This is a genomic window from Pseudomonas pohangensis (assembly GCF_900105995.1).
In the GTDB taxonomy this organism is placed as follows: domain Bacteria; phylum Pseudomonadota; class Gammaproteobacteria; order Pseudomonadales; family Pseudomonadaceae; genus Aquipseudomonas; species Aquipseudomonas pohangensis.
This window is the reverse complement of sequence record NZ_LT629785.1, coordinates 3,553,451-3,576,755: the sequence shown is the minus strand read 5'-3', so window position 1 is coordinate 3,576,755 and position 23,305 is coordinate 3,553,451. Positions and strand designations below refer to the sequence as shown.

The window sequence follows — 23,305 nt, the reverse complement described above, 5'->3', positions numbered from 1 at the left end:
GGCCCTCCATGCGGATTGCGCGGAATTCATCGGGTATACTGCGCGGCTTTACGCACAAGCCTCGACAGCGGTGAAATTCGTGACCCAGACTACGCCCGACGTTAGCACCTTCCAAGGACTGATCCTCGCCCTGCAAAGCTATTGGGCCGAGCAAGGCTGCGTGATCCTGCAGCCCTACGACATGGAGATGGGTGCCGGCACCTTCCATACCGCGACCTTCCTGCGCGCCATCGGCCCGGAAACCTGGAACGCCGCCTACGTGCAACCCTCGCGGCGCCCGGCCGACGGCCGTTACGGCGAGAACCCCAACCGCCTGCAGCATTACTACCAGTTCCAGGTGGTGCTCAAGCCCAATCCGGACAATATCCAGGACCTGTATCTGGAGTCTCTGCGGCGTATCGGCGTCGACACCCTGGTGCACGATATCCGTTTCGTCGAGGACAACTGGGAGTCACCGACCCTCGGTGCCTGGGGGCTGGGCTGGGAAGTCTGGCTGAATGGCATGGAAGTCACCCAGTTCACCTACTTCCAGCAGGTCGGCGGAGTCGAGTGCTACCCGGTGACCGGCGAGATCACCTACGGCCTGGAACGCCTGGCCATGTACCTGCAGGGCGTCGACTCGGTGTATGACCTGGTCTACTCCGACGGCCCGTTCGGCAAGGTTACCTATGGTGATGTGTTCCATCAGAACGAAGTGGAGCAGTCCACCTTCAACTTCGAACACGCCAACATCGACAAGCTGTTCGAACTGTTCGACTTCTACGAGTCCGAAGCCAACCGCCTGATGCAGCTGCAACTGCCGCTGCCGGCCTATGAAATGGTGATCAAGGCCTCGCACAGTTTCAACCTGCTGGATGCCCGCCGCGCCATTTCGGTGACCGCGCGCCAGCAGTACATCCTGCGCGTGCGTACGCTGTCACGCAGCATCGCCCAGAGCTACCTGCTGGCCCGCGCCAAACTCGGCTTCCCCATGGCCACCGCCGAATTGCGCGATGAAGTACTGGCCCAGTTGAAGGAGGCCGAATAATGCGGACTGAAGATTTCCTGGTTGAACTCGGCACCGAAGAGCTGCCACCCAAAGCACTGAAAAATCTGGCTGAGGCTTTCCTTGGCGGAATCGAGAAGGGCCTCAAAGCTGCCGGTCTGGAATATTCCAGCGCCCGCGTGTATGCCGCTCCGCGTCGCTTGGCGGTGCTGGTCGGCCAGCTGGCCGCACAACAGCCCGACCGCACGCTCAACCTCGACGGCCCGCCGCTGCAGGCCGCCTTCGACAAGCAAGGCCAGCCTACCCAGGCTGCTCTGGGCTTCGCCCGCAAGTGTGGCGTCGAACTGGCGCAGATCGACCAGAGTGGACAGAAACTCAGGTTCAGCCAGACCATAGCCGGACAAGCCGCCAGCAGCCTGCTGCCGGGGATTGTCGAAACCGCGCTGAATGACCTGCCGATCCCCAAGCGCATGCGCTGGGGTGCCCGCAAGACCGAATTCGTACGACCCAGCCAATGGCTGGTGATGCTCTTCGGCGACCAGGTGATCGACTGTGAAATCCTCGCCCAGCAGGCTGGCCGGGTGTCCCGTGGCCATCGCTTCCATGCCAACCATGAAGTGCGGATTTCCAGCCCCGCCAGCTATGCCGAAGACCTGCGCAGTGCCTATGTGATCGCCGATTTTGCCGAGCGCCGCGAACTGATCAGCCAGCGCGTGGCCGAACTGGCCGCCGCAGAGCAGGGCAGCGCCATCGTCCCGCCGGCACTGCTGGATGAAGTCAGCGCGCTGGTCGAATGGCCGGTGCCGCTGGTGTGCTCCTTCGAGGAGCGCTTCCTCGAAGTGCCGCAGGAAGCGCTGATCACCACCATGCAGGACAACCAGAAGTACTTCTGCCTGCTCGATGGTAACGGCAAGCTGCTGCCGCGCTTTATCACCGTGGCCAATATCGAATCCAGGGACCCGGCGCAAATCGTTGCCGGCAACGAGAAGGTGGTACGCCCGCGCCTGACCGATGCCGAGTTCTTCTTCAAGCAGGACAAACGCCAGCCACTGGAGCAGCGCAACCAGCGTCTGGCCAGCGTGGTGTTTCAGGCCCAGCTGGGCAGCGTGTTCAACAAGGCCGAGCGGGTCTCGGCACTCGCCGCGTTCATTGCCGAACGCATCGGCGGCGACACCACCCGCGCAGCCCGCGCCGGCATCCTCTGCAAATGCGACCTGGCCAGTGAAATGGTTGGCGAGTTTCCCGAGATGCAGGGCATCGCCGGTTACTACTACGCCCTGCATGATGGTGAGCATGATGACGTGGCCCGGGCCCTCAACGAGCAGTACATGCCGCGCGGGGCAGGTGCAGAACTGCCAAAAACCCTGACCGGTGCGGCTGTCGCCGTGGCTGACAAGCTCGATACCCTGGTCGGCATCTTCGGCATCGGCATGCTGCCGACCGGCTCCAAGGACCCCTATGCCTTGCGCCGTGCCGCCCTTGGTGTGCTGCGTATCCTGATCGAGAAAAAACTGGATCTGGATCTGGCCGAAGCGCTGGCATTTGCCATCAACCTCTATGCCGACAAGGTCAAGGCAGACGGCCTGGCCCTGCAGGTACTGGACTTCATCTTTGATCGCCTGCGCGCCCGCTACGAGGATGAAGGCGTGGACATCGCCGTGTACCAGTCCGTGCGTGCAGTCGGACCAACCGCACCGCTGGATTTTGATCAGCGGGTACAGGCGGTGCAGCTGTTCCGCCAGTTGCCGGAGGCCGCAGCACTGGCCGCCGCCAACAAGCGCGTTTCCAACCTGCTGGGCAAGGCCGATGGCACTGTTGCCAGCAGCGTGGAGGCGCATTACTTCGACAATCCGAAAGAGTTCAGCCTCTACTCTGCCATCCAGCAAGCCGACCATGCCGTGCAACCGCTGGCTGCCGAACGCCGTTATCGCGCGGCCCTGGAGCTTCTGGCAGGCTTGCGCGAGCCGGTGGATGCCTTCTTCGAGGAAGTGCTGGTGAATGCCGAAGATCCGGCCGTGCGCGCCAACCGTTATGCCCTGCTGGCCAAGTTGCGCGGGCTGTTCCTCGGCGTTGCGGATATTTCGCTGCTCGGTTAAGTGATTAGCGGAGCCTGCCGATGAAACTGCTGATTCTTGACCGCGACGGTGTGATCAATCAGGACTCCGATGACTACATCAAGTCACTGGATGAGTGGATTCCGTTGCCCGGTGCGATCAGCGCAATCGCTCGCTTGAGTCAGGCGGGCTGGACGGTCGCGGTGGCCACCAACCAGTCCGGGCTGGCCCGTGGCTATTACGATGAAGCCACACTGCAGGCCATGCACCATCAACTGCGCCAGCTGGTGGCAGAGCAGGGCGGCGAGCTCGGGCTGATTGTGTATTGCCCGCATGGCCCGGATGACGCCTGCAGTTGCCGCAAGCCGGAACCCGGCATGTTGCGCGAGATCGCCGAACACTACCGCACAAGCCTCAAGGGTGTATGGTTTGTAGGGGATAGTCAGGGTGACCTGAAGGCGGCGCTGGCCGTCGGCTGTCAACCGGTGCTGGTAAAAACCGGCAAGGGCGAGCGCACGCTGGCCAGCCCCTTGCCCACCAACACCCTGGTATTCGAAGATCTGGCGGCAGTTGCCGCTCAATTGCTTGCCTGAAGGACCTCTTCCATGTCGCTTGTACAGCCAGTCAGAACCCTTGTTTTCTACCTGCTGCTTGCCTTGATGACGGTGCTGTGGAGTTCTTTCGGCATGCTTGTCGGCCTGCTGTTGCCGTTCAACCTGCGTTACCGGCTGATCAATCAGGCCTGGGCCTGGCAGGCTGTCTGGCTGGCGCGCTGGGTGGCCGGCGTGAACTACGAACTGATCGGTCGGGAGAATATTCCGGACCAGCCCTGCGTAATTCTGGCCAAACACCAGAGCACCTGGGAAACCTTCTATTTTTCGGCCCTGTTTTCCCCCCTCAGCCAGGTGATCAAGCGCGAGTTGCTGCGCGTGCCCTTCTGGGGCTGGTCGATGGCCCTGCTCAAACCGATCGCCATCAATCGCGGCAATCCCAAGGCAGCTCTCAAGCAACTGGCAACACAGGGTGACGAGCGCCTCAAGGCCGGGCTGTGGGTGCTGATCTTTCCCGAAGGCACCCGCGTTCCCTATGGCCAGATGGGCAAGTTCTCCCGCGGTGGCGCTGCGCTGGCGGTCAATGCAGGGTTGCCGGTACTGCCGATCGCGCACAATGCCGGCAAGTGCTGGCCGCGCGATGGCTGGCTGAAACACCCGGGCACCATCCAGATTGTCATCGGTCCGCCGATGTATGCGGAAGGCAGCGGCCCTCGTGCGGTTGCAGCATTGAATGATCGTGCCTACGAATGGGTACGCCAGCAGCAGATCGAGATCGGTGCCCTGGCGGCCGATGCGCCGCTGGCTACAGGGCAAACTGACGCTTGAGTTACCGCTCGCTGACGTTCAGACCGACTCAGTTCTGCCCCACCACAAAGCTGGCCACCGCACTGAAACTGCCGCCGATGTTCAGGCAGGCAGCTCGTCGCGCACCTTCAACCTGATAATCGCCAGCCTTGCCTTCGACCTGACGCCAGGCATCCAGCAACATGCGCACCCCGGTCGCTCCCACCGGGTGCCCACCGCCAATCAAACCTCCACCGGGATTGACCGGCAGCCGCCCGCCCAGCTCGATGCTGCCGTCTTCGATGCGCTGCCAGCCCTTGCCGGCCGGCGCCAGGCCGAAGTGCTCTAGCGCCAGATATTCGCTGATGGTGAAACAGTCATGGGTTTCGATCACATCCAGCTGCCAGGCATCCTGCAGCCCGGCGCGTTGCAGCGCATCGCCGATGGTACTCTGCAGATGCGGGAACATCAGCCCCGGTGCACTGGCCGGCGGCAATTTCTCCGCCAGTGGCAAGGGTGAGCTGCGCTGGCCCCAACCGAGAATTGCCGGATATCCGGCCTGGCGTCCCAGGCGCTGGGCATGCTGGCGGGCAAATTCGGCCGAACACAGGAACACCACCGCACAGCCATCGCTGATCTGTGCACAGTCACGCCGCCGCAGTTCGCCTTCAACCCGCGGATTGAACTCGTCATTCGCGGCAAAATGTTCGGCCTGCAATTGCCAGTCGCGCGTCTGTGCCAGTGGATTACGCCGGGCATTGCCCAGATTGATTTCGGCAATCCGCTGCAGGTAAATGCTGTCCAGCCCGTGCTGCTCGGCATAACGCTGACGAATCTGCTCGAACATGTACGGCCACAGATACTTTGCGTCTTGCGCTTCATGGCCGTGCCAGGCGGCAGTGCCCAGATTCGCTGCGGCCTGCTCGCCGGAGACATTGCGCATCTGCTCGATGCCCAGCACGCAGACACACTCAGCGCGACCCGATTCGATGGTCGCCATGGCGGCGAGGATGGCCATGCTCCCGGAAGCACAGGCCGCCTCATGGCGCATGATCGGCAGCTCGTTCCAGCTCGGCTCACAGCGTGCCAGCAGGCCACCCAGCAGGCCCTGATGACAGAACAGCTCTGCGGCAAAATTACCCACATGCGCAGCCTGCACCTGCGCGGCAGGCAAAGCACAGGCCTGCAAGCCCTGCTGGACTACCCGCTGCATCTCTGCCGCCAGATCGCTGCCTTCGCGCTGCCAGTGGCGGGCAAAGTCACTTTGCGCGCCACCCAGAATCATTACCTGACGGCTCATGCTGTTTTCAGATCCTTGCCCTCGACCCAGCAGGCATGAAAGCCCAGTGGCACCCGATGCGGAATTGCCAGTCTGGCACACGGGCCAGCCTGCAGGTCGCGCGCATCATAGATCCACAGCTCGGAGCGATTGTTGGTCTCGTCCTGGATGAAGCTGAGCAGGTAGCCGTCGTCCTCTTTCTCGGCTTGTGAACTCGGCGCGAACGGACTCTCACTGCCGTAGATGCCTTCGCCAAAGCGCACTTCCTGATGCTTGCCGGTCGCAAAGTCGTATTTGCGAATACCGTCAAAGCGCAGGGTAGGGATGGGGCCGATGGTGACCGCGTAACCATAACGGGTTGGATAACCCTGCTCACGCGGGTTGGTACTGGGGAACTCGGCATTGACCTTGTCCAGACAGCGCTCGCTGGTTTCGCCTGTTTGCAGATTGAAGCGCCATTCCCACACTTCGGCATTCATCTGCAGATTCTGCAACATGCGCTCGAATTCCGAGGCCGAACTTTGCTCGCTGTTGGCCACCGGATTGGCCACCTTGTGCGCCACCATGACCAGCTCGTCAGCCTCTTCCCAAGCATTGATCACATGGTAGATGTAGCACGGCGAGGCGCTGAACCAGCGGATATCCCCGACCTTGCCGTGGCGTGGAATGATGGCAAAGCGCGAACCCAGCTCCGGGCGGTAGACACTGCGCCAGCGCCCGCGCTGCAGGGCTTCGGTATCCACGCAGACCGGCAGGTCCATCAGGATCGAATAGTTTTCGGTGATCGCCATATCATGCGGCAGCCTTGGTCCGGGCAGCTCTACCGGGATCAGGCTGAGTTGCTCGCCGGCTGCACTGACTACCCCGTAATGCATGTACGGCGGTCGTACCGAGTATTCAAAGAACATCATTTCGCCGGTTTTTGCGTCGACTTTTACGTGCGCAGACACCGCTGTGGAGCGCTTGCCGGCAAAGTCATCAACACCCAGAGTCTGCAGATTCAGCGGATCGACACGGTAGGGTTCTCCGCACTGATACCAGAGGGCGAGCAGGGCGCCATTGTGGAATTTGACATCCGTATTGGCGGTGTCCTTGTAGGGTCTGCCCAGGGTCATCTTTCTGACCGGCTCGCGAATGCCCTGCCATTGTGCTTCACCCGTGCTGCGCTCGAGTTGCAGCCCGGCGGTCTCGACCCAGCGATTGCGGTAGGTCGCCTGACCGTTGGCAAAGCTCACCGCATGCAGCATGCCATCGCCGTCGAACCAGTGATGCCTGCCCTCCACGGGCAGGTACGGGTTTGGCCCGTTACGCACATAGACACCCTGCAGATCGGTGGGAATAGTCCCGGCCAGCAGCTGCAACGGTGCTTCAGCTTGTGTGTCGGTGGGGGCATAACTGCCCAGCAGGTAGGGGTTGGTTTCCTGGACTATGGCGTTCATCAGCGGCTCCTGTGCTTGCATAGTGAAACTATTATTGGTTTCACTATGCAAGTCAATAGCCGTTTTCCTGCTATCCCTTGTTTCCGCTCTGGCTGGGAACCTCGGCAAGCCGGATGCCTTGCAGGTCAACGCGCCCGGCACAACAGGCGCAGCGCAACTCGGGCTCGAGCAAGTGGCCACAGGGTTGATGACGCAGGCTGGTCTGACTCTGGCTGGCTACTCGCAGCCAGCGATCGCCCCAGGCCATCAGGGCAACAATCAGCGGAAACAGTTGCAAGCCGCGCTCGCTGAGGCGGTACACAGGTCCGTCGCGCAGCAGCACCCCGCCCGCGCACAAGCGCAACAGGCGATCCGCGAGGATATTCGGTGCAATGTGCAGATGGCGCAGCAGGTCGCTGTAACGTTGCACACCATAGAAAGCCAGCGCCACAATCATCGCCGTCCAGCGATCCGCGAGAATTTCCGTCGCAGTCAACGGGCAGTCGGCAGAGAACTCCGCACGTGAGCGGCGCACGGGCTTGGGCAAGTCGCCCAGTTGTGGTGGTTCGCCCGGTGCAGCCAGCCGGATATCCCGGACATGTATGGCCTGGCCGCAATGACTGCAAACCAGAACCGGCTGCAAGCGCTGGCCGCACTGATGAAACAGCTCCGGCGCTTTCGACAGCGGTAACACCGCGCGATCCCACTCGCGGGCCAGACTGGTGATCGCCAACAACGACTGGCCAGCCCCGGACAGGCCATAACCCGCAGCAGATGGTTGCAGGCAGCGCATGGCCTGCAGATGCTTGAGACGCGCCGCCAGGGTACTGCGCGGGATATCCAGCACCTGCAACAGCTGACCAAAGGATTTATCTTCCAGCAGCAACGCCTGGATGATTGCCAGTGACCAACGCTGGCCGATCACATCCAGCACGGCAGGAACAATGCTGGCATTCACATGGGCAGTGACCGCCAGCGTCCGCGATGGATGTACCGGCACCTGCTCAGAAGTCCAGATTTGAAACCGCCAGCGCGTTGGTTTCGATAAAGTCGCGGCGTGGCTCCACAGCATCGCCCATCAGGGTATTGAAAATCTGGTCGGCCGCAATGGCATCTTCAATGGTGACCCTGAGCATGCGCCTTACATTCGGATCCATGGTGGTTTCCCACAGCTGTTCCGGGTTCATCTCGCCAAGCCCCTTGTAGCGCTGGATGCTGTGACGCTTGGTACTTTCCGCCATCAGCCAGTCCAATGCCTCCTTGAAGGTGACAACGGCTTTCCTGCGCTCACCGCGCTTAACGTAAGCGCCTTCTTCCAACAGGCTATTGAGTTGATCGCCCAGTGTGGTGACCGTCTTGTAGTCATTGCTGGCGAAGAAGTCACGGTTGAAGGTGATGTAGTTGGACAGGCCATGGGAAATCAATTCCACTTCCGGCAGCCACAGATGACGCTCGCGGTCTTCACGCAGGCTGGCCTTGTAGACCAGGCCGGATTTCTCGACCAGACGCAGGCGTGCCTCATACTGCTCAAGCCAGGCTTGCATCGCGGCCTGATCGGCCAGCTGCTCGACACTTACCCGCGGCAGGTAGACGAAGTGCTCGGTCAACTCCATCGGATAGATGCGTGACAGGCGTTTGAGTGTCTTCATCACCAGACGGTAGTCGTTGACCAGAGTTTCCAGAGCCAGACCGGAGAGCCCCGGAGCATTCTCGTTGACATGCAAGCTGGCATCTTCAAGTGCCGACTGGGTCATGTACTCATCCATGGCATCGTCGTCCTTGATGTACTGCTCCTGCTTGCCTTTTTTCACCTTGTACAACGGCGGCTGGGCAATATAGATGTAGCCGCGCTCGACCAGCTCCGGCAACTGGCGGAAGAAGAACGTCAACAGCAGGGTACGGATGTGCGAGCCGTCCACGTCGGCATCAGTCATGATGATGATGTTGTGGTAGCGCAATTTCTCGATGTTGTACTCGTCACGACCGATACCGCAACCCAGCGCAGTAATCAGCGTGCCCACTTCCTGGGATGAGATCATCTTGTCAAAACGGGCTTTCTCTACGTTGAGAATCTTGCCCTTGAGCGGCAGTATCGCCTGCGTCCTGCGGTTGCGCCCCTGCTTGGCAGAGCCGCCCGCGGAGTCCCCTTCCACGATATACAGTTCGGACAGGGCAGGGTCCTTTTCCTGGCAGTCAGCCAGCTTGCCGGGCAGCCCGGCGATATCCAGCGCGCCCTTGCGGCGGGTCATTTCACGAGCCTTGCGTGCAGCTTCGCGGGCACGCGCGGCGTCGATCATCTTGCCGACCACAGCCTTGGCTTCCGCCGGATTTTCCAGCAGATAATCGGCGAAGTATTTACCCATTTCCTGCTCAACAGCCGTCTTCACTTCGGAAGAAACCAGCTTGTCTTTGGTTTGCGAACTGAATTTCGGGTCCGGAACTTTCACCGAAATGATTGCAGTCAGGCCCTCACGCGCATCATCACCGGTGGTCGCCACCTTGTCTTTTTTGCCCAGGCCTTCCTGCTCGATATAGGTGTTCAGGTTTCGTGTCAGTGCCGAGCGGAACCCCGCCAGGTGAGTACCACCATCGCGTTGCGGAATGTTGTTGGTGAAGCACAGCAGGTTTTCATTGAAGCTGTCATTCCACTGCAAGGCCACTTCAACGCCGACGCCATCATCGCGCTGAACACTGAAATGGAACACCTGGTTTACTGCCGTCTTGTTGGTGTTCAGGTATTCCACGAAGGCGCGCAAACCGCCTTCGTACTTGAACAGTTCCTCTTTGCCGCTGCGCTCATCCTTGAGAACAATGCCGACACCGGAGTTCAGAAAAGACAACTCGCGCAACCGCTTGGCCAGAATGTCCCAGCTGAAGTGGATGTTCTGGAAAGTATCGGCTGAAGGCTTGAAGTGAATCTGGGTACCGCTGGTATCGGTATCACCGACGATACGCATCGGCTCCTGCGGCACACCATGTACATAGGTCTGCTCCCAGATATGCCCGCTACGCCGTACGGTCAGTAGCAGCAATTCCGACAGCGCGTTGACCACAGAAACCCCAACACCGTGCAAACCACCGGAGACCTTGTAGGAGTTGTCATCGAACTTACCGCCCGCGTGTAGTACGGTCATGATCACTTCGGCAGCGGAAACGCCTTCTTCCTTGTGAATATCCACCGGGATACCACGGCCGTTGTCACGCACGGTGATTGATTCGTCGGTATGGATGGTGATGCTGATATCACTGCAATGGCCGGCCAGAGCTTCATCAATAGAGTTATCAACGACCTCGAATACCATGTGGTGCAGCCCACTGCCGTCATCGGTGTCGCCAATGTACATACCGGGGCGCTTGCGCACGGCATCCAGGCCCTTCAGCACCTTGATGCTATTGGAGTCATATGTATTGTTTTCGCTCATGCCTTACTCCCGGTAATCGTGGGTCTGGGTAATACCGCCATGTTCCACGTGGAACATGGCAACTGGCGTTTCGCTGTGCCAGCACTCCCTTAATATTCTGCTTTCAACACAGGTTATAAAAACCTGGCAATTCAACTCTTCCAACAAACTGCACAGTGCCTGTCGGTGTTGCTCATCCAGTTCGGACGGCAAGTCATCCACCAGATAAATGCACTCGCCGGTACGGTACTGATTGATCAGATGCCCCTGGGCAATCTTCAGCGCACAAACAACCAGTTTCTGTTGTCCGCGCGACAAAACGTCAATCGCGTTAAATGCCCCCATCCTGATTCTTAGATCGGCACGCTGCGGACCTGCCTGGGTATGGCCCAACTGCTGATCTCGCGCAAAGGATGTACGGAGAACTTCAGTCAGATCACGGTCCTTATCCCAGCCGCGGTTATAACTCAGAGTAAGTTCCGGCAGTGGTAACAACTTGCCCAAAGTCGCTTCAAATAGCGGCTTCAAGGCCTGGATGTAACTGCGCCGATAACTATCAATTTCATCGCTGGCAAGAATCAGCTCGCGAGCCCAGACGGCCTCTGCAGCAGCGTCGATTGTACCATGGCGCAACCACGAGTTACGTTGACGCAAGGCCCGCTGCAAGCGCTGCCAGGCATGTAAAAAGCGAGGTTCCACGTGGAACACACCCCAGTCGAGAAATTGCCGGCGTATGCGCGGACTGCCTTCAAGCAGACGAAAACTGTCAGGGTTAATCAGCTGCAATGGCAGCGCTTGCGCCAGCTGTGCAGCGCTACGGGCCGTTTGCCCGTCAATACGAATCTGGAACACGCCCTGACGATTACGGGTGATACCGAGATTGCGCGAACCCGTGGAAGTAGCCAGCTCGCCGAAAACTACCAGCGCATCCTGTTCATGCTGAATGACCGGCTGCAATCGGGTACTGCGGAAAGAGCGCGCCAGGCCGAGAAGATACACAGCCTCAAGCAGGCTGGTCTTGCCGCTTCCGTTGTCGCCGGAAAGAATATTGATGCGCGGAGAGGGGGAAAGGGTTACCGCGTGCAAATTGCGCAGCGCGGTAACATTCAAGCGGAGAAGGGACACTGAAGGTGAAAACTACAGACGCATAGGCATGACAACATAGGCGGATTCGTCGTTATCGAACTCCTGAACCAGCGCGCTACTGTTCGAATCGGAAAGCAGCAAACGCACCTTTTCAGTTGTCATGACCGCCATGACGTCGAGCAGATAACTGACATTGAAGCCGATCTCCAGATTGGCGCCGTTATAGTCAACTGCCACTTCTTCTTCAGCTTCTTCCTGCTCGGGGTTGTTGGCCTGGATCTTCAACTGCCCGGCCGCCAGCTGAAGACGGATGCCACGATACTTTTCATTGGAAAGAATCGCGGTACGTGTAAAGGCTTCACGCAATGCCTGGCGGTCACCGACAACCAGCTTGTCGCCACCCTTGGGCAACACACGTTCGTAGTCGGGAAACTTGCCGTCTACCAATTTGGATGTGAAGGTAAACTCGCTGGTGGTGGCGCGGATGTGATGCTGGCCAAGGACGATGGCAACATCGGCATCCTGCTCGGTAAGCAGCCGGGCCAGTTCAAGAATGCCTTTTCGCGGCACGATGATCTGATGCTTTTCCTGCTGCTCGATAGGCGCAGCCAGCGAGCACATGGCCAAACGATGGCCGTCGGTAGCAACTGCACGCAGGGTGTTTTCCCCAACCTCAAGCAGCATGCCATTCAGGTAGTAACGAACATCCTGCTGAGCCATGGCAAAGCTGGTGCGCTCGATCAGGTGGCGAACCTTGGCTTGCGGCAGACTGATGACCAGCGATGTCTGGCCTTCCTCTGAAGTAGGGAAGTCATTTGCCGGCAAGGTTGAAAGGCTAAAGCGGCTGCGACCAGCCTTGATCAGCAACTTTTGCTCATCTACCCGTATATCAATAAGCGCGTCAGCCGGAAGGCTTTTGCAGATATCCATCAGCTTGCGTGCAGGCACTGTGATTTCGCCAGACTCGGCAATTTCATCCAGAGCAACACGGCCAATCAACTCCACTTCAAGGTCGGTACCGGTCAGGGACAGTTGCTGCCCTTCGACGACCAGTAAAACGTTAGACAATACCGGCAGTGTCTGGCGGCGCTCTACGACTCCTGCAACCAACTGCAGGGGTTTCAACAGGGCTTCGCGCTGAATCGTAAAATGCATGGTCTGGTCCCTTTGCCTGGATGTTGTATTTAATTGTTATCTATCAAGTGGTCAGCGTACGTAACAGGTTTTTGTAATCTTCGCAGATATCCGCGTCAGACTCTCTGAGTTCTGCAATCTTACGACAAGCATGTAAAACAGTAGTGTGGTCACGCCCACCAAATGCATCACCGATCTCGGGAAGACTGTGATTGGTCAGCTCCTTGGAGAGTGCCATGGCGACCTGGCGCGGACGGGCAACCGAACGCGATCTGCGTTTGGACAGCATGTCGGAAATCTTGATTTTGTAATACTCGGCAGCCGTGCGCTGAATATTATCGATACTGACCAGCTTGTCCTGCAGCGCCAGCAAATCCTTCAAGGACTCGCGAATCAGCTCGATGGTGATTTCCTTGCCCATGAAGTGCGCATGGGCAATCACCCGCTTGAGTGCACCTTCCAGCTCACGCACGTTGGAGCGAATCTTTTGTGCGATAAAAAAAGCTGCATCATGGGGTAGCTCAACACGTGCCTGTTCGGCTTTTTTCATCAAAATGGCAACACGCGTTTCCAGCTCGGGCGGTTCGACTGCTACGGTGAGTCCCCAGCCAAATCTCGATTTCAAACGTTCTTCCAGACCGTCGATTTCCTTGGGATAGCGATCGCTGGTGAGGATTACCTGCTGCCCACCCTCGAGGAGGGCATTGAAGGTATGAAAAAACTCCTCTTGCGAACGTTCCTTTTTGGCGAAGAATTGAATGTCGTCAATCAGCAACGCATCGACCGAGCGGTAAAAGCGTTTGAATTCGTTGATCGCATTGAGCTGCAGCGCCTTGACCATATCGGCAACAAAACGTTCGGAGTGAAGGTAAACCACCTTGGCATTCGGATTCTTTTTCAGCAGGTGATTGCCCACTGCATGCATCAGGTGTGTTTTCCCCAGACCAACACCGCCATATAGAAATAGCGGGTTGTAGCCATGCTTGGGGTTATCCGCAACCTGCCAGGCCGCAGCTCTGGCCAGCTGGTTGGATTTACCTTCAACAAAGTTCTCGAAGGTAAATGTGCGATTGAGATAGCTGCTGTGTTTTAGCCCGCCCTCAACCTGAACCTTGCGCTCCTGAGAAATCGGATTCTGCGGCAGGGGATCCACTGGTTGAACAACCGGGTTAACGACCGGGTTTGGTTCGGCTGCTGCTGACTCGGCAAAAGCTGCTGGCGGTTTCAGCACCGCGGTGCTTCGCGGCAGTTGATTGGCATTGCGCTTGCTGCCGATCAGCAACGAAACTTGCGGAGTAATGCTATCGGCACGCTCGTCGAGTAACTCAAGCAGTCTGCCCAGGTATTTCTCATTCACCCAATCCAGGACAAAACGGTTGGGCGCGTAAATCCGCAAGTTCTCGCCGTCACCTTCCACTTGCAGGGGACGTATCCAGGTATTGAATTGCTGGGCCGGCAGTTCATCGCGAAACAATTCAACGCACTGCAACCAAAGCTCAACAGACACACGGCAACCCTCAAGTCAGAACAGAAAATCTACCCGCATTGTACTGAGGCAACCCGGGGTTATCCACACGTATATTTTTATACACATAGTGATTAACCAGATCACATTCCAGAGCGGCAAATCACCCCGTGCACTGGCCATTTCCGGATAAATTCAACAGGCTATACACAAGGTTATTCACTGCGATAAATTGAACAAAAGTCTTTATTAATCAGCAAGTAACTTCAAAGTTTTTGCAATTCACAATTTCTATCCACAGGTTTTTCCTGTTGCACACAAGAAAGCACTGCAACTCACAATGCCGGCGCACATTCCCAAGCCTTAAATACCCCTGAACAAATCAGCAGATGAAATTGACCTCGACTGCTTCTTTCTCTAGAATGCCCGGTCTCCTTAAACGGGGCTATTTTCAGCTCCTCAGTAAACCAGGTAAGCATCATGAAACGTACTTTCCAGCCAAGCACCATCAAGCGCGCTCGCACCCACGGTTTCCGTGCCCGTATGGCTACCAAAAATGGTCGTCTCGTTCTGTCGCGCCGTCGTGCCAAAGGTCGCAAGCGTCTGACCGTTTAATTGATCCGGCTTCAGGGGTGAATCTGGATTTCAGTCGGGACAAACGCCTGCTGATCCCTCGCCAGTTCAAGGCGGTGTTTGATTCACCCGGCGGCAAGATCCCCGGCAAGAACGTATTGCTTCTTGTCCGTGAAAACGATCTGGATCACCCGCGGATCGGCATGGTAATCGGCAAGAAAAGCGTAAAGCTTTCCGTTGAACGAAATCGCCTCAAGCGCCTGATACGAGAGTCCTTTCGCCAACACCAGGATCTACTTGGTGGCTGGGACATCGTAGTAGTGGCGCGCAAAGGCATTGCCGAGTCGAACAATGCCGATATTGCCCGACAGTTTGGCAAATTCTGGAAACGTCTGCAGCGTCCCCGGAATAATGAAGCGCAACCTGTTATCGACTCGGGAGAGGCGCAACAACGAGATGCGTAAACTGGCCCTTGGTTCGATCCAGTTTTACCGTTATGCCATCAGCCCGCTGATGGCCAGTCATTGTCGTTTCTATCCCAGTTGTTCCTGCTATGCCTATGAGGCTATCGAGCTTCATGGCGTGATGCATGGTGGCTGGCTGGCCCTGCGCAGACTGGGCCGCTGTCATCCCTGGAATCCAGGTGGTTTTGATCCCGTTCCGCCAATTCAATCCTCCCGATCCCCTTCGCTCGTCGAGTAATCATGGATATCAAACGCGCACTTCCGATAGTCGCTCTGGCTGTTGTTTCATACCTGATGGTTTTGCAATGGAGCGAAGACTACGGTCAGGTAAGCCAGCCGCAAGTCGAAAATTCGGCTACCCAGAATGCAGCACCTATTCCTTCAGTAGCGGACAGCCCGGCAAAAAATACCGGTGACGTTCCCACTGCCGATGTGCCGCGCAATCACCTGGCTAGCGATGCGACAGTTGCCAGCAGCGATCTAATCCGCGTGGAAACCGATGTTTTGCAACTGGCTATTGATCCACGTGGCGGCGATATCACTCAGCTGAACCTGCCAAAATATCCGCTAAGCCAGAACAAGCCGGATGTGCCTTTCCAGCTGTTCAATGACAATCCACAGCATCTGTATATTGCGCAAAGCGGGCTGACCGGCAGCAATGGTCCTGATGCGCGTGCAACCGGACGGCCGTTGTACTCCAGCGATAAACGCGAGTATCGGCTTGCTGATGGTCAAGATCAGCTGGTGGTTGATCTGCATTTCAGCGATGCCGGGGTCAACTACACCAAGCGCTTTACCCTGAAGCGCGGTCAGTACGATCTGGCGGTGAGCTATATCATTGACAACCAGGCTGCGAGCCCCTGGACCGGCAACCTGTTCGCGCAGATCAAGCGCGATGCCAGCGGTGATCCTTCTTCGACCACAGCCACTGGCACCGCAACCTATCTGGGTGCGGCAATCTGGACTGCTGACAAGCCCTATACAAAAATTTCCATGTCTGACATGGATGACAAATCGCTAAGCCAGAAGGTAGAAGGCGGCTGGGTTGCCTGGCTGCAGCACTACTTCGTGACCGCCTGGGTTTCACCCAAAGATGAAAGCAATCAGGTAACCGCCCGCAAGGACAGTCAGGGCAACTACATCGTAGGTTTTACTGCTGCAGCCATGAACATTCCGGCTGCTTCCCGGGCGGAAACCGCGGTAACCCTGTATGCCGGCCCGAAAATCCAGGGCAATCTGAAAACACTCGCCCCGGGCCTGGAGTTGACTGTTGATTACGGCATGCTCTGGTTCATTGCCCAGCCGATTTTCTGGCTGCTTGAGAATATTCATGCACTGCTGGGTAACTGGGGCTGGTCGATCATCGTGCTGACCCTGATCATCAAGCTGTTCTTCTTCCCGTTGTCGGCAGCCAGTTACAAGTCGATGGCGCGCATGCGTGCCGTTGCACCAAAGCTTGCAGCTTTGAAAGAGCAGTTTGGTGATGACCGGCAGAAAATGTCGCAAGCCATGATGGAGCTGTACAAGAAGGAAAAAATCAATCCTTTAGGCGGCTGTCTGCCCATTCTTGTGCAAATGCCGGTGTTCCTGGCGCTGTACTGGGTACTGCTGGAAAGCGTTGAAATGCGTCAGGCACCCTGGATGTTCTGGATTACCGACCTGTCCATCAAGGATCCGTTCTTCCTGTTGCCAATCATCATGGGCGCCACCATGTTCATCCAGATGCAATTGAATCCGACCCCGCCGGATCCAATGCAGGCCAAAGTGATGAAAATGATGCCGGTTATCTTCACCTTCTTTTTCCTCTGGTTCCCGGCCGGTCTGGTGCTTTACTGGGTGGTCAACAACATCCTGTCTATTGCCCAGCAGTGGTACATTACCCGGAAAATCGAAGCTGCCAGCAAAGCAGCCTGATCAAACCCTGTATGCAGACGCCCCCTAGTGGGGCGTTTTGCTATCCAGCGCAGAGGGCCCGGTAGATGACCACTTACCTAAAAGACACCATCGCTGCCGTCGCTACAGCACAGGGCAGAGGCGGGGTGGGCATTGTTCGTGTGTCAGGCCCCCTGGCGCGGACGCTGGCCTCGGCTATCTGTGGCAGAGAGCCTCTGCCGCGTCATGCCCATTACGGCTCCTTTCAGGACGAGGATCAGCAGGTTCTGGATCAAGGCCTGCTGCTGTTCTTTCCTGCACCGCATTCATTTACCGGCGAGGATGTCATCGAGCTTCAGGGGCATGGCGGACCCGTCGTACTGGACATGCTGCTGCAACGCTGTCTGAGTCTGGGAGCCCGACTGGCCGCTCCGGGCGAGTTCAGTCAGCGCGCCTTTCTAAACGACAAACTGGACCTGGCGCAGGCAGAAGCCATCGCCGATCTGATCGAGGCCAGCTCCACGCAGGCAGCGCGCAATGCGTTGCGCTCGTTACAGGGCGAGTTTTCCAGACGCATCCATCAACTGACCGAGCAACTGATCAATCTGCGTATTTACGTTGAAGCCGCCATCGACTTTCCGGAGGAGGAAATCGACTTTCTGGCGGATGGTCATGTTCTGAAAATGCTTGATGAGTTGCGCGCCGATTTGCAGCAAGTATTTCATCAGGCAAATCAGGGTGTGTTGTTACGGGATGGCATGACGGTCGTCATCGCCGGCCGGCCAAATGCGGGAAAGTCCAGCCTGCTCAATGCCTTGGCTGGTCGTGAAAGCGCAATCGTCACAGAAATTGCGGGAACCACCCGCGATGTATTGCGCGAGCATATTCATATCGATGGCATGCCCCTGCACATCATTGACACAGCCGGACTGCGAGCAACAGAGGATCAGGTGGAAAAAATTGGTGTTGCCCGCGCCCTGCACGCCATCAATGAAGCCGATCGAATATTGCTGGTTGTCGATGCTACAACCCCGGAAGCAGCCGATGCCACGGCACTCTGGCCCGAGTTTTTGCAGCAACGGCCTGATCCGGAAAAAGTGACCTTGATCAAAAACAAGGCTGATCTGTCAGGCGAGCCTGTTGCACTGGAAACCAGCCCCGATGGCCATACCACCATAGCATTGAGCGCCAAATCCACTGCGGGGCTGCATCTGCTGCGTGAGCATCTGAAAGCCTGCATGGGCTTCGCGCAGACCACCGAGAACGGCTTCAGCGCCAGGCAAAGGCACCTGCAGGCACTGCAAAAGGCCGCACAGTCACTCGAACACGGCCGTGCGCAGCTGACCGCAACCGGCGCAGGTGAGTTGCTGGCAGAAGATCTGCGGCACGCCCAACAGGCTATCGGCGAGATTACCGGTGCCTTCAGTTCCGATGACTTGCTCGGTCGGATCTTCACAAGTTTCTGCATTGGCAAATAAACCGCCGGCAGACATCCGTTAACACGCAACTCCATCCCCCTGGAAAAAGCCATTCAGTCGAATATTTAGCTCCCTGAGCTCTGTGGAAAACTGCCCTCAGGGACAGTTCATAAGCTCGGAGTAACTAGGGGGACAAACCAGCCTGTGCATAAGTAGCCTATCCATACACAGCTTACCTACCGCTTGCCAACCTGATACGGGCAGCCAGAGCACAGCTTAGCCGATCGCTGCAAGCCTTTATAACAAAGGCGTTCAGAGTGTTATCCACAGAAAATTGCTTGACCATTAATAAACATAAAAAGAGTCTTTAAAGAATTCTTTATTTTTTATATTTGTTAACAGCACTTTTTCCTTTCTGGTTAAAAAATATCCAAAAAGCTTCATTCAGATCGCCGAAATCCCTATACTCGCCGGTCTTTCCGAAACCATAATTTCAACAGGCACGAGGTGCGTGGTGGATTTCCCTTCCCGTTTTGATGTCATCGTGATTGGTGGCGGCCATGCTGGCACTGAAGCTGCCCTGGCAGCTGCACGCATGGGTGTAAAGACCTTACTGCTGACACATAACGTTGAAACGCTTGGGCAAATGAGCTGCAACCCTGCCATTGGCGGAATCGGCAAGAGTCATCTGGTCAAGGAAATAGATGCGCTGGGTGGCGTCATGGCGCATGCCACAGACAAGAGCGGCATTCAGTTTCGTGTACTCAACAGCCGCAAAGGACCAGCGGTGCGTGCGACACGCGCACAAGCCGATCGGGTGATGTACAAGGCGGCTGTTCGGCATGCCCTGGAAAACCAGCCGAACCTGTGGATATTCCAGCAAGCCTGCGATGATCTGATCGTCAACAATAATCAGGTTTGTGGTGTGGTAACCCAGATGGGTCTGAAGTTCCATGCCGCATCCGTGGTGCTGACAACCGGAACCTTTCTTGGCGGGCTGATCCACATTGGCCTGCAGAATTACTCAGGTGGTCGTGCCGGTGATCCGCCCTCGATCGCTCTGGCAAAACGTTTGCGCGAACTGCCTTTACGCGTTGGACGGTTGAAGACCGGAACACCACCGCGCATCGATGGCCGCTCGGTGGATTACTCGGTGATGACCGAGCAACCTGGGGATACACCGCTACCGGTGATGTCTTTTCTCGGTACCCAGCAAGAGCATCCGCGACAAGTCAGCTGCTGGATTACCCACACGAATGCTCGCACTCACGAAATCATTGCCAGCAATCTGGACCGCTCACCGATGTATTCCGGGGTAATCGAAGGCGTGGGGCCGCGTTATTGCCCATCCATTGAAGACAAGATCCATCGCTTCGCCGAAAAGGAAAGTCACCAGGTTTTCATAGAGCCCGAAGGGCTGGATACCCACGAGTTGTATCCGAATGGCATCTCGACCTCATTGCCTTTTGATGTGCAACTGCAAATCGTCAGATCGATTCGCGGTATGGAAAACGCCCATATCATGCGTCCCGGTTACGCCATCGAGTACGATTATTTTGACCCGAGAGATCTGAAGTACAGTCTGGAAACCAAGGTCATTGATGGTTTGTTTTTCGCTGGCCAGATCAACGGAACGACCGGCTATGAGGAGGCAGGTGCCCAGGGCTTGTTGGCCGGGACCAACGCTGCTTTGCGGACGCAAGGAAAGGAAGCCTGGTGTCCTCGACGCGACGAAGCCTATATCGGTGTGCTGGTCGATGACCTGATAACACTGGGCACCCAGGAGCCATACCGGATGTTCACCTCAAGAGCGGAATACCGGCTGATCCTGCGTGAGGACAATGCGGATGTACGCCTGACTGAAAAGGGTCGCGAGCTGGGCCTGGTGGATGATCAGCGCTGGGCTGTTTTCGAGGCCAAGCGCGAGGCAATTGCCCTTGAAGAGCAGCGTTTGAAAAGTACCTGGGTCAGACCCCATACAGCGCAGGGTGAGGCAATCGCCGAGCACTTCGGTACACCGCTGACGCATGAATACAATTTGCTGAATTTACTGGCACGACCGGAAATTGACTATGCGGGTTTGATTGCCATTACCGGACAAGGTACCTGTGATTCCCGGGTTGCCGAGCAGATTGAGATCAAGACCAAATACGCCGGCTACATAGATCGGCAACAGGAAGAAATCCTGCGTCTGCGAGCCAGTGAAAACACCGGGTTGCCGCCGGATATCGATTACAAGAGTATCTCCGGACTGTCCAAGGAAATTCAGCTCAAGCTGGACAGCAGTCGCCCGCAAACCTTGGGTCAGGCATCCCGCATACCAGGTGTTACCCCGGCCGCTATCTCGCTGTTAATGATTTATCTGAAGAAGCGCAGTGCCGGGAGCCAGATGGAGCAGAGTGCTTGAGTTCGTCATTAACACCTGCACACGCTGAGGAGCTTCTGCACGGAGCGAGCCAGCTTGGACTAGAGATAAGCCCCATTCAGCAAGAAAGACTGCTGGCTTATCTTGAGCTACTGATCAAGTGGAACAAGGCGTACAACCTGACGGCTGTACGCAATCCCGATGAAATGGTCTCCCGTCACCTGCTGGATAGCCTGAGTGTCGTTAAGTACGTCGCCCAGGCCGGGAACAACTGGCTGGATGTCGGCAGCGGTGGCGGAATGCCTGGCATACCGCTGGCTATCATGTTTCCCCAGCTGCATTTCACTCTGCTTGATGCGAACGGCAAGAAAACCCGCTTCCTCACCCAGGTAAAGCTTGAACTGCAATTGAGTAATCTTGAGGTTGTTCACAGTAGAGTCGAAGACTTCAGACCTGAACGACCTTTCGAGGGTATCTGTTCCCGAGCCTTCAGCTCGCTGGCGGATTTTGCCAACTGGACCCGCCATCTGGGTGGGGTTGATACGCGCTGGTTGGCGATGAAAGGATTGCATCCTGACGATGAACTGCAGGTTTTACCGGCAGATTTCCGCTTGCTGGAATCACATGTCTTGCTGGTTCCAGGTTGCCAAGGTCAACGCCATCTGCTGATACTGCAGCGCACGATTTAAAGGAGTAACTGCTATTCATGGCCAAGGTATTCGCGATTGCCAACCAGAAAGGCGGTGTGGGTAAAACCACCACCTGCATCAATCTGGCAGCATCCCTGGTAGCCACCAAGCGCCGGGTTTTGCTGATTGACCTTGATCCGCAAGGTAACGCGACAATGGGCAGTGGAATAGACAAACATGCTCTCCAGCACTCGATCTATGACGTACTGATTGGCGAGTGTGATGTGGGTACCGCCATGCAGTTCGCCGAGCACGGCGGCTACCAGTTGCTGCCGGCAAATCGTGATCTGACCGCGGCGGAAGTCGTTCTGCTGGAAATGCGCATGAAGGAAAGCCGCTTGCGTTATGCGCTGGCGCCGATCAGGGATAATTACGATTACATTCTGATCGACTGTCCCCCTTCGTTGTCGATGCTGACAGTCAACGCGCTGGTGGCCGCAGATGGTGTGATTATTCCGATGCAGTGTGAATACTTTGCCTTGGAAGGTCTGTCAGATCTGATCAATTCCATTCAGCGCATCGCACAGATGTTGAATCCTTCGCTGAAGATCGAGGGTTTGTTGCGCACCATGTACGACCCTCGGATGAGCTTGACCAACGACGTTTCCAGCCAATTGAAAGAGCATTTTGGAGATCAGCTGTACCAGACAGTGATTCCGCGGAATATTCGTCTGGCCGAGGCCCCGAGTCACGGCATGCCAGCCCTGGTCTACGACAAGCAATCACGTGGTGCCCAGGCCTATCTTGCGCTCGCTGGAGAAATGTCCAGGCGTCAACGCAACAGCCATAAAGCTGCTACGGCATAAGGAAATTACATGGTTCTCAAAAAGCGTGGCCTCGGCCGTGGTCTGGATGCACTTCTGAGTGGTAGCAGCGCTTCTGCTTTGCAACAGGAAGCCAGCAGCAAAGAAAGCAGTGAGTTACAGAATCTACCGGTGGACTTGATCCAGCGCGGCAAATACCAGCCGCGTCGCGACATGGATCCCGAAGCTCTGGAAGAACTGGCGCAATCGATCAAGGCACAGGGCCTGATGCAACCGATCGTGGTGCGTCCGATAGCCAATGGCCGTTTTGAAATCGTTGCTGGCGAACGCCGCTGGCGCGCAACGCAACAGGCGGGTCTGGATAAAATAGCTGCATTGGTCAGGGAAATTCCCGATGAAGCGGCTATTGCCATGGCCCTTATCGAGAATATCCAGCGTGAAGATCTCAACCCGATTGAAGAAGCCTTTGCCCTGCAACGATTGCAACAGGAGTTTCAATTGACCCAGCAGCAGGTTGCTGATGCGGTCGGAAAATCCAGGGTTACCGTTACCAACCTGTTGCGTTTGACCGCTTTGCCGGAGGAGATCAAGACACTGTTGTCCCATGGCGATCTGGAAATGGGTCATGCCAGGGCTCTGCTGGGCTTACCACTGGAAACTCAGGTCGAAGGTGCGCGACACGTTGTCGCACAAGGGCTCACAGTTCGCCAGACGGAAGCACTGGTAAGGCAATGGCTGAGCGCTAAACCACGAGCGGCTGAACCCGTAAAAACCGATCCGGACATAACCCGGCTGGAACAGCGACTGGCCGAAAAACTGGGCTCTCCGGTGCAGATCAAGCATGGCCAGAAAGGCAAGGGTCAGCTGGTTATTCGCTACAACTCTCTGGATGAACTGCAGGGGGTTCTGGCTCACATACGCTGATTGAGGTACTTGGTCGGAATATGCCGACCAACGGTTGAACCACTTTTAATGCAGGCCTATACTTCCGCAGCTAATTT

General features: G+C 56.8%; 20 protein-coding genes. 13 read left to right on the top strand and 7 right to left on the bottom strand.

The genetic code is table 11. The features are described 5' to 3' along the window. Positions 1–79: 79 nt before the first annotated feature. The 4 genes from glyQ to BLT89_RS16570 are packed head-to-tail and all read left to right on the top strand — an operon-like array spanning position 80 to position 4,418. Complete coding sequence (gene glyQ, locus BLT89_RS16585) at positions 80–1,027, top strand: glycine--tRNA ligase subunit alpha (RefSeq protein WP_090198015.1); 948 nt, start codon at positions 80–82, stop codon at positions 1,025–1,027. Continuing rightward, on the top strand, positions 1,027–3,081 hold the full coding sequence (gene glyS / locus BLT89_RS16580; RefSeq protein ID WP_090198013.1) for a glycine--tRNA ligase subunit beta: 2,055 nt from the start codon (positions 1,027–1,029) through the stop codon (positions 3,079–3,081). The genes glyQ and glyS overlap by 1 nt, the downstream gene beginning before the upstream one ends. Before the next feature lie 14 nt (positions 3,082–3,095). Then, the gene (gmhB, locus tag BLT89_RS16575; RefSeq protein ID WP_172829174.1) at positions 3,096–3,632 is read left to right on the top strand and encodes a D-glycero-beta-D-manno-heptose 1,7-bisphosphate 7-phosphatase; all 537 of its coding nucleotides are present in this window, start codon (positions 3,096–3,098) and stop codon (positions 3,630–3,632) included. A gap of 12 nt (positions 3,633–3,644) precedes the next feature. After that, on the top strand, positions 3,645–4,418 hold the full coding sequence (locus BLT89_RS16570; protein ID WP_090198008.1) for a lysophospholipid acyltransferase family protein: 774 nt from the start codon (positions 3,645–3,647) through the stop codon (positions 4,416–4,418). A gap of 28 nt (positions 4,419–4,446) precedes the next feature. Here the strand turns inward: BLT89_RS16570 and BLT89_RS16565 are convergent, their stop codons facing one another. The 7 genes from BLT89_RS16565 to dnaA all read right to left on the bottom strand — a co-directional run bounded on the left by BLT89_RS16565 (position 4,447) and on the right by dnaA (position 14,201). After that, a complete protein-coding gene (locus BLT89_RS16565) occupies positions 4,447–5,676 on the bottom strand; it encodes an acetyl-CoA acetyltransferase (RefSeq protein WP_090198005.1) in 1,230 nt (409 codons plus the stop codon). Beyond that, positions 5,673–7,094 (bottom strand): carotenoid oxygenase family protein, encoded by a 1,422-nt coding sequence (locus BLT89_RS16560; RefSeq protein WP_197673521.1) that lies wholly within the window; start codon positions 7,092–7,094, stop codon positions 5,673–5,675. The genes BLT89_RS16565 and BLT89_RS16560 overlap by 4 nt, the downstream gene beginning before the upstream one ends. A 70-nt stretch (positions 7,095–7,164) precedes the next feature. After that, entirely contained in the window at positions 7,165–8,073 is a 909-nt protein-coding gene (locus BLT89_RS16555; protein ID WP_172829144.1) for a winged helix-turn-helix transcriptional regulator, read from the bottom strand. Between the two features lie 4 nt (positions 8,074–8,077). After that, positions 8,078–10,495 (bottom strand): DNA topoisomerase (ATP-hydrolyzing) subunit B, encoded by a 2,418-nt coding sequence (gene gyrB / locus BLT89_RS16550; protein WP_090198000.1) that lies wholly within the window; start codon positions 10,493–10,495, stop codon positions 8,078–8,080. Positions 10,496–10,498: 3 nt separating this feature from the next. Then, a complete protein-coding gene (gene recF / locus BLT89_RS16545) occupies positions 10,499–11,599 on the bottom strand; it encodes a DNA replication/repair protein RecF (protein ID WP_090197997.1) in 1,101 nt (366 codons plus the stop codon). Between the two features lie 12 nt (positions 11,600–11,611). Then, positions 11,612–12,715 (bottom strand): DNA polymerase III subunit beta, encoded by a 1,104-nt coding sequence (dnaN, locus tag BLT89_RS16540; RefSeq protein ID WP_090197995.1) that lies wholly within the window; start codon positions 12,713–12,715, stop codon positions 11,612–11,614. A gap of 43 nt (positions 12,716–12,758) precedes the next feature. Continuing rightward, positions 12,759–14,201, bottom strand: a complete 1,443-nt coding sequence (dnaA, locus tag BLT89_RS16535) for a chromosomal replication initiator protein DnaA (protein WP_090197992.1) — start codon at positions 14,199–14,201, stop codon at positions 12,759–12,761. A 438-nt stretch (positions 14,202–14,639) separates the two neighbouring features. Between dnaA and rpmH the strand changes: the two genes are divergently transcribed. The 9 genes from rpmH (at position 14,640) to BLT89_RS16490 (ending at position 23,228) form a co-directional block, all read left to right on the top strand. After that, positions 14,640–14,774 (top strand): 50S ribosomal protein L34, encoded by a 135-nt coding sequence (gene rpmH / locus BLT89_RS16530; RefSeq protein WP_090197986.1) that lies wholly within the window; start codon positions 14,640–14,642, stop codon positions 14,772–14,774. Between the two features lie 17 nt (positions 14,775–14,791). Further along, positions 14,792–15,196: a ribonuclease P protein component gene (gene rnpA, locus BLT89_RS16525; protein ID WP_090197983.1), complete on the top strand. Its 405-nt coding sequence runs from the start codon at positions 14,792–14,794 to the stop codon at positions 15,194–15,196. After that, positions 15,189–15,434 (top strand): membrane protein insertion efficiency factor YidD, encoded by a 246-nt coding sequence (gene yidD / locus BLT89_RS16520; RefSeq protein WP_231975041.1) that lies wholly within the window; start codon positions 15,189–15,191, stop codon positions 15,432–15,434. The genes rnpA and yidD overlap by 8 nt, the downstream gene beginning before the upstream one ends. 2 nt (positions 15,435–15,436) lie before the next feature. Further along, the gene (gene yidC / locus BLT89_RS16515; RefSeq protein WP_090197977.1) at positions 15,437–17,110 is read left to right on the top strand and encodes a membrane protein insertase YidC; all 1,674 of its coding nucleotides are present in this window, start codon (positions 15,437–15,439) and stop codon (positions 17,108–17,110) included. Between the two features lie 65 nt (positions 17,111–17,175). Further along, positions 17,176–18,546, top strand: coding sequence for a tRNA uridine-5-carboxymethylaminomethyl(34) synthesis GTPase MnmE (gene mnmE, locus BLT89_RS16510; protein WP_090197974.1), 1,371 nt, complete (start codon positions 17,176–17,178; stop codon positions 18,544–18,546). A gap of 454 nt (positions 18,547–19,000) precedes the next feature. Further along, on the top strand, positions 19,001–20,893 hold the full coding sequence (gene mnmG / locus BLT89_RS16505) for a tRNA uridine-5-carboxymethylaminomethyl(34) synthesis enzyme MnmG (protein WP_090199164.1): 1,893 nt from the start codon (positions 19,001–19,003) through the stop codon (positions 20,891–20,893). Further along, a complete protein-coding gene (rsmG, locus tag BLT89_RS16500) occupies positions 20,890–21,540 on the top strand; it encodes a 16S rRNA (guanine(527)-N(7))-methyltransferase RsmG (RefSeq protein ID WP_090197972.1) in 651 nt (216 codons plus the stop codon). The genes mnmG and rsmG overlap by 4 nt, the downstream gene beginning before the upstream one ends. Before the next feature lie 17 nt (positions 21,541–21,557). Next, a complete protein-coding gene (locus BLT89_RS16495) occupies positions 21,558–22,346 on the top strand; it encodes a ParA family protein (protein ID WP_090197969.1) in 789 nt (262 codons plus the stop codon). Between the two features lie 9 nt (positions 22,347–22,355). Then, positions 22,356–23,228: a ParB/RepB/Spo0J family partition protein gene (locus BLT89_RS16490; protein WP_090197966.1), complete on the top strand. Its 873-nt coding sequence runs from the start codon at positions 22,356–22,358 to the stop codon at positions 23,226–23,228. Positions 23,229–23,305 lie beyond the last annotated feature (77 nt).

Excerpts from the sequence above, each read along its gene's own strand:
- BLT89_RS16490 (WP_090197966.1), top strand. The coding sequence starts at position 22,356 with ATGGTTCTCAAAAAGCGTGGCCTCGGCCGTGGTCTGGATGCACTTCTG.
- mnmE (WP_090197974.1), top strand. The coding sequence starts at position 17,176 with ATGACCACTTACCTAAAAGACACCATCGCTGCCGTCGCTACAGCACAG.
- BLT89_RS16495 (WP_090197969.1), top strand. The coding sequence starts at position 21,558 with ATGGCCAAGGTATTCGCGATTGCCAACCAGAAAGGCGGTGTGGGTAAA.
- dnaN (WP_090197995.1), bottom strand. The coding sequence starts at position 12,715 with ATGCATTTTACGATTCAGCGCGAAGCCCTGTTGAAACCCCTGCAGTTG.
- gyrB (WP_090198000.1), bottom strand. The coding sequence starts at position 10,495 with ATGAGCGAAAACAATACATATGACTCCAATAGCATCAAGGTGCTGAAG.
- yidC (WP_090197977.1), top strand. The coding sequence starts at position 15,437 with ATGGATATCAAACGCGCACTTCCGATAGTCGCTCTGGCTGTTGTTTCA.
- BLT89_RS16560 (WP_197673521.1), bottom strand. The coding sequence starts at position 7,094 with ATGAACGCCATAGTCCAGGAAACCAACCCCTACCTGCTGGGCAGTTAT.
- BLT89_RS16565 (WP_090198005.1), bottom strand. The coding sequence starts at position 5,676 with ATGAGCCGTCAGGTAATGATTCTGGGTGGCGCGCAAAGTGACTTTGCC.
- yidD (WP_231975041.1), top strand. The coding sequence starts at position 15,189 with ATGCGTAAACTGGCCCTTGGTTCGATCCAGTTTTACCGTTATGCCATC.
- glyS (WP_090198013.1), top strand. The coding sequence starts at position 1,027 with ATGCGGACTGAAGATTTCCTGGTTGAACTCGGCACCGAAGAGCTGCCA.
- rpmH (WP_090197986.1), top strand. The coding sequence starts at position 14,640 with ATGAAACGTACTTTCCAGCCAAGCACCATCAAGCGCGCTCGCACCCAC.
- BLT89_RS16570 (WP_090198008.1), top strand. The coding sequence starts at position 3,645 with ATGTCGCTTGTACAGCCAGTCAGAACCCTTGTTTTCTACCTGCTGCTT.